Annotated in this window: 11 protein-coding genes; 2 read left to right on the forward strand and 9 right to left on the reverse strand. The window is 38.3% G+C overall.

Annotation, left to right across the window (positions count from 1 at the left end):
- Position 1 precedes the first annotated feature (1 nt).
- The 8 genes from DSM02_RS00840 to DSM02_RS00875 form a co-directional block, all read right to left on the reverse strand.
- Positions 2-409, reverse strand: coding sequence for a hypothetical protein (locus tag DSM02_RS00840; RefSeq protein WP_128763868.1), 408 nt, complete (start codon positions 407-409; stop codon positions 2-4).
- Between the two features lie 81 nt (positions 410-490).
- Positions 491-1,948 (reverse strand): potassium/proton antiporter, encoded by a 1,458-nt coding sequence (locus DSM02_RS00845; RefSeq protein WP_128763869.1) that lies wholly within the window; start codon positions 1,946-1,948, stop codon positions 491-493.
- Positions 1,949-1,981: 33 nt separating this feature from the next.
- Positions 1,982-2,491, reverse strand: a complete 510-nt coding sequence (locus DSM02_RS00850; protein ID WP_128763870.1) for a DUF3124 domain-containing protein — start codon at positions 2,489-2,491, stop codon at positions 1,982-1,984.
- 10 nt (positions 2,492-2,501) lie between these two features.
- Entirely contained in the window at positions 2,502-3,020 is a 519-nt protein-coding gene (locus DSM02_RS00855; RefSeq protein WP_128763871.1) for a DUF7935 family protein, read from the reverse strand.
- A 9-nt stretch (positions 3,021-3,029) separates the two neighbouring features.
- Positions 3,030-4,649 (reverse strand): FMN-binding glutamate synthase family protein, encoded by a 1,620-nt coding sequence (locus DSM02_RS00860; RefSeq protein ID WP_128763872.1) that lies wholly within the window; start codon positions 4,647-4,649, stop codon positions 3,030-3,032.
- A gap of 217 nt (positions 4,650-4,866) precedes the next feature.
- Positions 4,867-6,150 (reverse strand): amidohydrolase, encoded by a 1,284-nt coding sequence (locus tag DSM02_RS00865; RefSeq protein WP_128763873.1) that lies wholly within the window; start codon positions 6,148-6,150, stop codon positions 4,867-4,869.
- A gap of 9 nt (positions 6,151-6,159) precedes the next feature.
- Positions 6,160-6,705: a DsrE family protein gene (locus tag DSM02_RS00870; RefSeq protein ID WP_128763874.1), complete on the reverse strand. Its 546-nt coding sequence runs from the start codon at positions 6,703-6,705 to the stop codon at positions 6,160-6,162.
- A 219-nt stretch (positions 6,706-6,924) separates the two neighbouring features.
- The gene (locus DSM02_RS00875; RefSeq protein ID WP_128763875.1) at positions 6,925-8,109 is read right to left on the reverse strand and encodes a vWA domain-containing protein; all 1,185 of its coding nucleotides are present in this window, start codon (positions 8,107-8,109) and stop codon (positions 6,925-6,927) included.
- 324 nt (positions 8,110-8,433) lie between these two features.
- Between DSM02_RS00875 and DSM02_RS00880 the strand changes: the two genes are divergently transcribed.
- Positions 8,434-10,755 (forward strand): ATP-dependent helicase, encoded by a 2,322-nt coding sequence (locus DSM02_RS00880; protein WP_128763876.1) that lies wholly within the window; start codon positions 8,434-8,436, stop codon positions 10,753-10,755.
- A 69-nt stretch (positions 10,756-10,824) separates the two neighbouring features.
- Positions 10,825-11,310, forward strand: a complete 486-nt coding sequence (locus DSM02_RS00885) for a hypothetical protein (protein WP_128763877.1) — start codon at positions 10,825-10,827, stop codon at positions 11,308-11,310.
- 9 nt (positions 11,311-11,319) lie between these two features.
- Here DSM02_RS00885 and DSM02_RS00890 read toward each other — a convergent pair whose 3' ends face one another.
- Positions 11,320-12,144 (reverse strand): UDP-2,3-diacylglucosamine diphosphatase, encoded by an 825-nt coding sequence (locus DSM02_RS00890; RefSeq protein WP_128763878.1) that lies wholly within the window; start codon positions 12,142-12,144, stop codon positions 11,320-11,322.
- Positions 12,145-12,161: the final 17 nt, after the last annotated feature.

Here is a 12,161-nt window from a genome sequence, read left to right on the forward strand (position 1 = left end):
TTTAATTAACCGTGATGTTTTTTTCTATATAGTCAGTTTCAGAACTTTTAAACTTCAAGGTGTAATTTCCTTTTTCTGACGGGTTAAAAGCATACGTGGTAGTGCGGATTGGAATATCCATGGTGCAGATACAGCCTTCGTAAATAGCTTCAACTTCGATGGTAATAGTCTTGCCGGATACAGTTTCTTTAAATTCATTGAATTGACCACAGCCGTTCATAACCGGAAACGAAATTGTCAAGTCAAGCGTGCTTCCAGCCTCAATTGCTTGCTCTCCTGAGACTTCAGAAATATATGCAATCCCAATTTTAGTGCATTCTTCAGATTCTTCTTCAGGAGTTTTTGAAACAGAATCACAGCTGAACACAATAAAAGCCGAAAATATTAAAAATAAGGTTTTAATTTTCATAGTAGATTTTTTCAAAAGATGCTTTATGTTTGATTTGGTTGCGTGACTTCAATTTAAATAAAGAGAAATTGTGAATCCCATTTAGGTATTGAGACAGCGCACAACATCATCCAGACCTTCTTCATCTTCAGAAAGTACAACTAGTGTATCGCCGTCATGAATTACAGTAGAGCCTTTTGGAGTAAGAAACTTTTCGTTTCTCTTAATCATTGCAATGATAGCATTTTTAGGAAAACCCAGTTCAACGATTTTCTTATCAATAGCGTTGCAATGCGGTGTGATCACAATTTCTTTCATAGCTGTTTTGGGTATTTCAGAAATCATACCGGCCATATCTTTGGGTTTAGCTGCTTCCGGTAAGCCTACTTTTAGCCATTTTGCAACTATAGAAAGTGTTGTACCTTGAATTAAAACTGAAGTAAGCGAAATGAAGAACACAATATTAAATATTATATGTGCTTTTTCAATACCAGCCAGTAGCGGATAAGTTGCAAATACAATTGGCACAGCACCTCTTAAACCTACCCACGAGATGTAAAAGCGACGTCGCATTTTCATCTTAAAAAAGGCTAGACTTATAAAAACCCCAACGGGTCTGGCAATAAAAATCAGAAATAAAGAGATCAAAAGACCAATGCCTATAAACGGAACAACCTGAGTCGGGAAAACTAGTAAACCAAGGGTTAAGAACAAAACAATCTGCATCAACCAGGCAAGACCGTCAAACATTTTGAGGATAGTCTGTTTGTGAATTAAGTCTTGATTCCCCAGATAAACGGCACAAATGTAAATGGCTAGAAATCCATTTCCTCCTATAAATTCTGTAGCTGAAAAGGTGATAAACATCAATGCAATGACGAGAACCGGGTAGAGTCCTTCAAAGCCTAGTTGAATTTTATTAATGGTGAGTTTACTCAATTTTCCAAAAATGAAACCTGCAACACCACCTACAATCATTTGGGTTAGTAGCATCGGTATAACAGAAGCTAAACCTTTATCTTGATTGATTACGAGTGTTAAAAAGGCTATGGTAAGCACGTAAGCCATGGGATCATTACTACCACTTTCTAGCTCTAGCGTTGGCCGTAGGTTGGTTTTTAAAGCAAGACTTTTAGAACGAAGGATAGAAAAAACCGCAGCCGCATCTGTTGAAGAAACAATAGAACCTAGTAAAAGGCTTTCGTAGATTGTAAAATCGGTCACATAATAAACGAAGCAACCTAGGGTGACTGCCGTAAGCAAAACGCCCATAGTAGAAAGTGCAAGCCCTTCTCTAAGAATGGGTTTTACCGACGACCAATTCGTATCTAAACCTCCGGAAAATAGAATAAAGTTGAGCGAAACAATTCCAATAAATTGGGCGATTTGTGGATCGTCAAATTTAATTCCTCCAATACCATCAGAGCCGGCGAGCATCCCAATACCTAAGAATAACAATAGGGTAGGAACACCAAATTTATAAGAGGTTTTACCTACTACAATACTTATTAATAGTAAAACAGAGCCAACGAGGACGATGTTCTCAATAGTGAGGTTCATACCATATGGGGGTTAAACGGGATTTATAATAGCTTATTTAATGCGCTTACCTATAGAAGTAAAAGACAAGCCTTGTGTGCCACGCGTAGAAATCATAATCCCTTCAAAAATAGGGTCTGTAACTTCAGAGTCATCTAACCAGTCAAAAATGAAATTTCCTCCTGTACCACCGGTTTTGTCTCCTTCTTCAATAATTATTTCTACAGTCTCCAGGGGTTTAAGCGTTATCGGGAAATCAAAATAGGTGCGTATTGGTTTTCCGCTGGTGTCATAATACGCTCCTTTGGTAAGTAAAATAGGATCGGTTTCGCTGGTATTTCTAAGACTTACAGTAACGGTCAAGTCGTGTGTAAGATGCTCAGAAGTACTATAGATTTCAGAATAAATACCCAAGTAGGTTTTAGCTAGTTGCAGCGAGTCATTTACAGGTATTTCTGCGCGTCTTTTTTCCCAGTTTATGGGATCAATAGAGCTCATAGGCTTTTCTTCGTCACAAGAGATGAGTAGAAAAATACCGACTATAAAAAGTAAAATGTTACGCATATGCTTGGTTTTAATCAAATAATTCCTGAACCTCTGTCTTAAGATAATCTAAACCTAGTAAAGTAGGATTATGAGACTCATCAAAATTTGTTAAAATGTACGCTCTAAGGTCATGAGCCGAATTCAACTCAGTATTGGCAACTCCTTTTCTTAGTTGCTGGATCAGGGTGTTTTTTGATGACTTGATCACACTCCAGCACTCATTTGAAATATAAATCTGTTGGGTGAGATTGTGTTCAAACTCTTGCTCTATGGTTGCAATCAACAAATCTACGTAAGATTTTTTATCATCAGATGATGGCTTTACTCGAATTAGAAGTTGGTTGGGACTTATACGCTCTAAAAAAAGTGTAAGACGCTCATAAGCTTGTAACCGTAAAGCCAACGTGTCTTTTTGATTTTGTTTATGAAGTAAGAAGCGTCTTCTGTTTTCTTCATTTTTCATAAAGGAATCAAAGAAATAATAGGCGAGTAAAGCAACAACTATTGCTGGTCCTACCGAAATTAAAATATCTAAAATAGCATCCATATTCATAATTTAGTATCTTACAGCGTCTTCAAATTGTTTTATTTTACTGTTTTCACGCTTAACGGTTTCTTTATCGTATTCTCCACCCAAATGTTCACAGTTCAATAAGGATGACATACCATCAAAAGGTACAGCTACTTTATGGTAACTGAAACAAGCCGCTAAAGTCTGACTTAAGTTTTTATCGCCTAGAGTTAGATCAACATCTTCTGTAGTTAACTGGCACGGATGCTCATAACCGCAGGCGTGTGTGATTTCGAGTAATTCTTTTCTAAAGTTTTTAAAGTAAAAATTGGTACGCACCGCTTTATCTTCAACATCAATACCGGCTTGCAACCATTTGTTTTGAGTAGCAACGCCACTTGGGCAGGTGTTATTGTGACATGCTTTGGCCTGAATACAACCTATAGAAAGCATCGCTTCACGAGCTACGTTGATTACGTCAGCTCCCATTGCAAAAGCCATCGCGCCTTTTGCCGGTAAGCCTAACTTACCACTACCTATAAAAACAATACGTTCTGTGAGGTGGTGTTTTTTAAAGATTTTATATAAATCACTAAAAGCATAAACCCAAGGTAAAGATACGTGATCAGCAAAGCTAGGAGGAGCCGCTCCAGTACCACCTTCACCACCGTCAACCTGAATAAAATCTGGTCCTTTATTGGTTTTAACCATCAATTGGGCTAGTTTTTCCCAATCTTGTAGTTTACCTATTGCGGCTTTAATACCAACGGGAAGTCCGGTAGCTTCAGCAATTTGTTCTACAAATTCCAATAGTCCTTCTACGCCATCAAAAGCCGTGTGGGTCGCAGGAGAAATCACATCTTTACCCATAGGTACGTGACGTATTTCAGAAATTTCCTTTGTTATTTTTGAAGCAGGGAGCACGCCACCTTTACCCGGTTTTGCTCCTTGTGACAATTTAACTTCAATCGCTTTGATTTCAGGATTAGCTTCGACTAAAGCAATCATTTTTTCCATCGAAAAACTCCCGTTCTCATCTCGTACCCCAAAATATCCGGTACCTACTTGAAAGATTACATCTGCACCTTGTTTATGATAAGGGGACAAACCACCCTCGCCACAGTTATGGTACGCGTGCGCCAATTTGCAACCTTTATTGAGCGATTCGATAGCACGTGCAGAAAGCGAACCAAAACTCATAGCAGATACGTTAATTGCAGAAGCCGGTCTATACGGTTTACGGCGTTTATTGTAGGCTCCCATCACTTTTGCGCACGGGAGAAAATATGGGTTTTTAGCATTGGGATGTTCTGCAGGAACTTTAAATCCCATCATCGCATTATTTATAAAGATGTAATTGGCTTCATAGATATTTTGATCGGTACCAAAACCTTCATAGTTATTCTGATTTTTAGCGGAAGCATAAATCCAGCCACGCTCAATTCGATTAAACGGAAGTTCTTCGCGGTTATTTGCAACGATATATTGACGCAATTCTGGGCCAATACTTTCTAACATATAGCGAATATGTCCTACCACAGGAAAGTTATGCGTGATAATGTGTTTTTTGTTGAAAAATACATCGCGAATACCAATGATTACAAGCACAAGTATAAGCCAGCACCACCAGGGTATGTTGCCTAAAAATGTTAGAAATTCGTTCATAACGGGGTTTAAAAAATTCAATCTTCAAACTTAGTGTTTCCTATGTTTTTGAAAGGCTCTAAGTTGAGAATTTAAGAATTATTAACCCTTTCTTAAATAGTTAGGAGTAAAAATTTGAACATAAAAAAACGAATGTGTGATTACATTCGCTTTTTTAGAAAAGAACAGATTTCTAGATAATAGAGATTTAAATACTCTTGAGCATGCATATGATGAGCTACTTGGCGTTTAAGTAATCAAGTGTTAATTGACTCATTGTTTTTACACCCAATAATAATCCGTCATCGTCAATTTGAAAATCTGGAGTATGATGCGGATACGCTTCTGTATTCCCTGGAGTCATTCCACCTAAAAAGAAAAATAGACCAGGAACTTCCTCTTGGTAATAACTAAAATCTTCACCACCGGTAGTTGCTTTAACCAGTTTTACGTGATCTTCGCCCGCAACACGTTTAAGGGTGGGAAGCATTTGTTCGGTAAGTGCAAGATCGTTATATGTAATAGCGGTGTTACTCTGAAATTCTATTGTAGCGCTTCCGCCATAGGCTTTAGCCAGGCCTTCACTCATTTCAGTCATGCGATCTATGATCAATTCACGCATGTCAGGATCTAAGGTGCGCACAGTACCTATTAATTCTGCAGTTTCAGGAATGATATTAAATCGAACTCCACCAGAAATTTTACCAACTGTAATCACGGCAGGCTCTACTAATAAGTTAGATTCTCTACTAATAATAGATTGAAATCCGTCAATAATTTTAGCAGCGATGTATATGGGGTCAACACCTCCCCAAGGTTGAGACCCGTGAGTTTGTTTTCCTTGTATTTTAACAACAAAACGTTCTACAGCAGCCATTGTACCTCCTGGTTTATAAGCGATGGTTCCTACCGGAGTTGCACTGTTTATATGCAGTCCGAAAATAGTATCTACATCAGGATTTTTTAGAACCCCTTCTTTAATCATCAAAGCTGCTCCGCCTTCTTCTCCCGGAGGCGCTCCTTCTTCAGCTGGCTGAAAAACAAATTTTACGGTACCGTGAATTTTGTCTTTATTCTCTGCTAGTATCTGAGCTGTACCCATAAGAATAGCGACATGTGTGTCGTGACCGCAAGCGTGCATTACGCCGGTCTCTTCGCCCATAAAGGTTGCGGTAACTTCACTTTTAAACGGTAAATTATTACGCTCAGTCACCGGGAGTGCGTCTATATCTGCACGTAGGGCTACAACTTTACCGGGATGGTCTCCTTTAAGAACGCCTACAACGCCAGTCTTTGCAACTTCGGTTTCTACTTCTATACCTAATGATTTAAGATGTTTTGCGATTTTAGCAGCCGTTTCAAATTCGCGATTACTCAATTCCGGATGTTCATGAATGTCATGACGCCATTCGATCACTTGATCTTCTAGAGCTTCTGCAGCAGCAGTGATTTCAGGATCTGGAGTTTGAGCAAAAGCAGCAGCACCAATGGTTAAGAATGCTAGTGTGTGTAGTTTTTTCATATGTTTTATTTAAAAGGAAATTAATGCGTAACCTAAATTCTGATAATGTATTAATGCGGTCATTGCAGATAAAGCAAGTGTTGTATGTTCCCAACGCTTATCTTTTGAAATATCACGAGAACCGGCGGTTTGCCCACAAAGAAGCACAGGTACATCTAAGGAATGAAGCTTATTTAGCAAGACTAGATTAGGATTGTCAACACCAAATTTCTCCTTATAGTATTCATTTTTCAGTAAGCCAAAAGCTGCGCTGCCGTGTACGACTAGTACAGGCTTTAATCGATTTTTATCAACTCCTGCAGCAACGTGCATATTGAGAAAACGAACTACAGTATTAAAATATAGATTTAAAGAAGCCGGATCTTCCGGGGCTTTAGCGATGTCAAAAACCACTTTATAATCTTCAGTTGTATTTACAGGAAGATCAGGCGCAGGAACAGTATAAGTACTTCCGAAATCTTCAATTAGGGGCCCAATTATTTGTTCTTGTGCAATACCTATTTCCGCGAATGCGAAAAAGAAAAACAAGCTAATGCCCCAACGTTTTAAGTTCATAAAAATAATATCAGAAAACTAAAGATATAGAAAAGCTAGAGAAGCTAAAACCGGAAGGTGGAGATTTATGAGTATCTGCATTTTGATTTGTAATGCTGTAAAATTGATATTCAGAATCAATTTTAGTGAAAATTAGACAAAACAAAAGCGTGCCTCTAGTTATCTTGAGACACGCTTTTTTATTCTTCTTTTTCAAAAAAAAAAGTATTAGGAATGATATCAGCTCGTATATTTTGTGATGAGACGTATCATTAATTCTTGAAGGATTTCAACGTCATAGTCACCTACCGTAGGCTCGAGGTGATCATTACCTACACCGCTATCATTAGTTATAAAAACATACGTTCCGTTTGTTGCTATGCTGAAGTTTCGCATTAGAAATTCAGTTTCCTTATTAATGCCGCTGGCAACTATGGGAATGATCTTAATTCCTTTTTGAGCCGCTTTTTTAATTGATGTATGCAGGTCGTCAATTATTTGTGCTTCTTCGTGTGGCGGAGCATCTAACAACAAAAATGCAATGCGTGTTTTTGCAGTTGTAGCCCATTGTAATTCATCTATACTGGTCTTAAGAGCAGTATGTACAGCCTCGGGGAAATCTCCGCCGCCATCTGCGGACTGTGCATTAATGTAAGTAAGCGTGTTCTCTAGATTTAAGGTAAAATCAGATTTTTTAACCAGATATTCGTCATCAATATCTCTGTAGAAAACAGTTCCTGTAGAAATCTGAAGATTAGTATTTGCGGCTTTAACCTTCTGAATAACTTGTTTAAGATCATCCTTTAGAAAATTCATCTCATCACCCATAGAGCCTGTCGCATCAACGATAAAAGCGAGGTCAACATTGCTGTATACTGGAGCAGAACTGTTTAGTTTAATTGTGTTTATTCCTTCAGAAAAAGGTTTTACACCACTTAATTTTTGATTACCCAGATAAAAACTATAATTAGAGATATCTGTAGTTTTCTGGTTTTTGCTCTTGAGATCAATCCAAAGTTCTGCAGTCCCTAAATTATCTGTTTTTGCAGACCATATTACATTTGTACCTTCTTTTATCGTCAAAACAGCATCTACAACCGGTAAGCTATTTTCATCTTTCAATTCAAAAGAATAGCGGTTTGCAGTATTGAACTCCCAGTTTGTAGTAAGTTTATCTGCAACTTCCTGATTGAGTAAATTTTGCCAGAAACTCCAGTTTGATAAATCATTCCATTCTCCTGCGGTGATAATTCCGGCATTATCAGAACCTCCATTGCCTGATCCTCCTGTATCACCAGAACCACCAGATTCAGATGAAAAAGCACCATCTGTTAATCCTTCTCCTTCGGTTAGCGAGCCGTCTTCGCTACAGGATAAAAAGAGCGCAAAAAATAAGAGAATGAGAAAAGCGTAGGATTTTTTCATAAGGCTGTTCGTTTTTTGATTGATATATAAAATAGATGCTTTTTGTCTAAAAGGTTGCGTGTGAGTGTCTTATTTTTTTTAATTGAAATTGATTGGCACCGCCAAAAGGTTTAATGCCCCAAGGCTTGCCGTGAAATTGAAGATTTGTTTGTAATAAGTGCCTCGTAGGCTTGCCGAGGTAGTTTGCTATAGTTTAAATTTCTTGATAACTAAATACCATAGTGTTCTAATAAAAAATTAAGTTTCCTTAATTTTCGCCATCTTACTAAATGGAGGTACTATTATAGCTCATCAAGTTTAGTTTCAGTAAAAAAATCAATTGTTTTGGAGGCACTTTTAGAAGGATTAAATGAAGCACAGCGTGCGCCGGTTTTGCAAAAAGACGGAGCAATGATGGTGATTGCCGGTGCAGGCTCTGGGAAAACCAGAGTACTAACCATGCGTATTGCTTACCTGATGCAACAGGGAGTAGACGCGTTTAATATCTTATCACTCACATTTACTAACAAAGCAGCACGCGAGATGAAAACGCGTATTGGTAGTATTGTAGGTAATAGCGAAGCAAAAAACCTGTGGATGGGAACTTTTCACTCGGTTTTTGCTAAGATCTTACGTATTGAAGGACACCACCTGGGCTTTCCACCCAATTTCACGATTTATGATTCTCAGGATTCTCAGCGACTTATTTCTGCGATCATCAAAGAAATGGGGCTTGATAAAGATATATACAAGTACAAGCAGGTTCATAGCCGTATCTCTTCCTTTAAAAACAGTTTGATCACCGTTAAAGCTTATTTTCAAAATCCGGAATTGATGGAAGCTGATGCTATGGCAAAAAAGCCTCGTATTGGTGAGATTTATAAGGAATATGTAGACCGGTGTTTTAAAGCGGGAGCAATGGATTTTGATGATTTATTGTTGCGTACTAATGAATTGCTGGCGCGTTTTCCTGAAGTGCTTGCTAAATACCAAAAACGTTTTCAGTACATTCTTGTTGATGAGTACCAGGATACAAATCACTCACAATACCTGATTGTAAAAGCACTTGCAGATCGGTATCAAAACATTTGTGTGGTAGGGGATGACTCCCAGAGTATTTATGCATTCCGCGGGGCGAATATTAATAATATTTTGAATTATCAGCGGGATTATGATGATGTAAAAGTGTATCGTCTGGAGCAAAATTACCGCTCAACCAAAAATATCGTAGAGGCCGCAAACTCGGTTATTGAGCACAATAAAACCAAACTGGATAAAGTGGTCTGGACGGCTAATGATGACGGACCCAAAATCATCGTGCATCGCTCGCTTACCGATGGGGAAGAAGGGCGCTATGTTGCGAGTAACATCTTTGAAACAAAGATGAATAACCAGTTACAACACAGTGATTTTGCTATTTTATATCGAACAAATGCGCAATCCCGTGCGATGGAAGATGCACTTAGAAAACGGGAAATTCCGTATAGAATTTTTGGTGGACTTTCATTCTATCAGCGGAAAGAGATTAAAGATGTGTTGGCTTATCTGCGTATTTTGGTAAATCCCAATGATGAGGAAGCCTTAAAGCGTGTGATTAATTATCCTGCAAGAGGTATTGGGGCTACAACTTTAGACCGTCTCGTAATCGCTGCAAAGCAATACGATCGCTCCATTTTTGAAGTGATGGAAAATATTCAGCATTTAGATATTAAAATCAATTCAAGCACAAAAAATAAGCTTTACAATTTTGTGAATATGATTCACAGTTTTAAAATTTTAAGCGAAAACGCCGATGCCTTTGCCGTTGCTGAAACTGTAGCGCGTAAAACAGGATTACTTCAGGAATTGAAAAAAGACGGTACGCCGGAAGGAATTGCACGTATTGAAAATATTGAAGAATTACTCAACGGTATGCGTGACTTTGTTGAAGGTCAAAAGGAAATAGCAGACGCTACCGGTAGCTTATCAGAATTTTTAGAAGATGTTGCGTTAGCGACTGATATGGATAAAGACATTGATGATGTTGATCGGGTTTCACTCATGACGATTCACTTGGCTAAAGGGTTAGAATTCCCGTATGTTTATATCGTGGGGCTTGAAGAGGATTTGTTCCCGAGTGGAATGAGTATGAATACCCGTAGCGAACTGGAAGAAGAGCGTCGCCTGTTTTATGTAGCTCTTACCCGTGCCGAAAAGCAAGCCTATCTCACCTATACCGAGTCTCGCTACCGCTGGGGGAAACTTATTGATGCAGAACCCAGCCGATTTATCGAAGAAATAAATGAACAATATCTGGACATCCAGACACCAATGGATAATTATCGCTACAAGCCGATGATTGATACTGATATTTTTGGAGAGCCGGATAAAAGTAAACTGCGTCTCAAAAAACCGGTAAGCGGAAGCGCCCCAACTGTGGGGAAACCTACTGAAGACCAATTGCGGAAACTGCGTAAGCTACGTCCTCAAAGTACTTCACAGCCGCAAACTGATGATCTCAACGGGAACCTTTCTAAAGGTATGCGTGTAGAGCACAGTCGTTTTGGCCACGGCGAAGTTATAGGTATAGAAGGAGTAGGGCAGGATCAGAAAGCAGAAATAAACTTTCAAACCGGCGGAATTAAGAAGTTGTTGTTGCGTTTTGCGAAGTTGAAAATACTAGATTAGAATTTACTTATTTGTACGCAACCATTTTTAGGCTATTGTATCTTCTAAAAGAATAGCTAATCCAAAAAAATGAAAAAACTATTATTTGTTGCAGCGATACTTTTATTTGTTAGTTCTTGTGCTAATGATGATGACACCCTTATACAGTTAGAAAATTCTGATTTACAAGGCGACTGGTCTATGACCTCTGAAACTGATGTGGAAAATGAAACCTGGAAAGTTACATATACCTTTAGTTTGAGCGGGGGTTTTGAAGCTGTAACAGCTTATAAAAATCAAGAATCAAACGCCCTTATAGGTTATGGTTATAAAAGGGAAGGGAGTTATTCTTTTAAACAGGATAGTATAATTATTAATACAGAAAAGGAATTTGTAGTACCTGGCGATTCTGATTACTATGTTGAAGATAGTTCTGAGCTTGAAGAGCGAGATGTTTTTTATTCTAATACTATGGGCTATAGTCTCACAGAGAATAGGTCAAAACTTACTTTAAAATATAAGCCTTGTGGGCCTTTAGAAAATTGTGTTGCTGAAACAATTTTATTCAAAGAATAATTTAACTTTTTAAGTAGACATCTTAATCGAAGCCATTAGGGCTACTGGATCTATTTCTGTGTTTACAGATTCGTCATCTTTTGAAATAGGTAGATTTTGCTTTTCGTATTCCATTAGAGACCAGGTTTTGTTGTGGTATTCAAGAGCGGTTAAGTTTTCAATCCAGTCTCCGCTGTTGAGGTATAAGCAACTCCCGTTCCCATTTTCTACTTTTCGCATTTGCGGTTGATGAATGTGGCCACAAATCACATAGTCAAACTTGTTTTCGATGGCAAGTTCAGCAGCGGTTTCTTCAAAATTGGAGACAAAACTCACTGCTTTTTTTACGCTGTTTTTGATCTTTTTAGAGAGTGAATATTTTGGTCTTCCTAAGCTTACCAGACACCAGTTTATAAAACTGTTGAGTACAATGAGAAAGTCGTAACCCCAGCCGCCTAACTTGGCAATCCATTTGGTATGTTGGATAGAAGCATCAAAAACATCTCCGTGAAAAATCCATGCTTTTTTTCCGTCTAGATTCAATACCAGTTTATCAATCACAGCAATATTTCCCAGTTCAACCGGACTGAACTTACGCAGTTTTTCGTCATGATTACCGGTGATGTAATACACCTTAGTCCCTTTTGCGGCGAGCGAAATGATTTTTTTAATAACCTGAAGATGTGATTTTGGGAAATACCGTTTTCTAAACTGCCAGATGTCTATAATATCACCGTTGAGCACCAGAGTTTTAGGTTTGATGCTTTGCAGGTAATTAACCAGTTCTTTTGCGTGAGCGCCGTACGTACCTAAATGCACATCAGAAAGGATAACAAGTTCTACTTTTCGTTTCAAAGAATATGATTTTTAAC

This window comes from Leeuwenhoekiella polynyae (genome assembly GCF_004104075.1).
Taxonomy (GTDB): Bacteria; Bacteroidota; Bacteroidia; order Flavobacteriales; family Flavobacteriaceae; genus Leeuwenhoekiella; species Leeuwenhoekiella polynyae.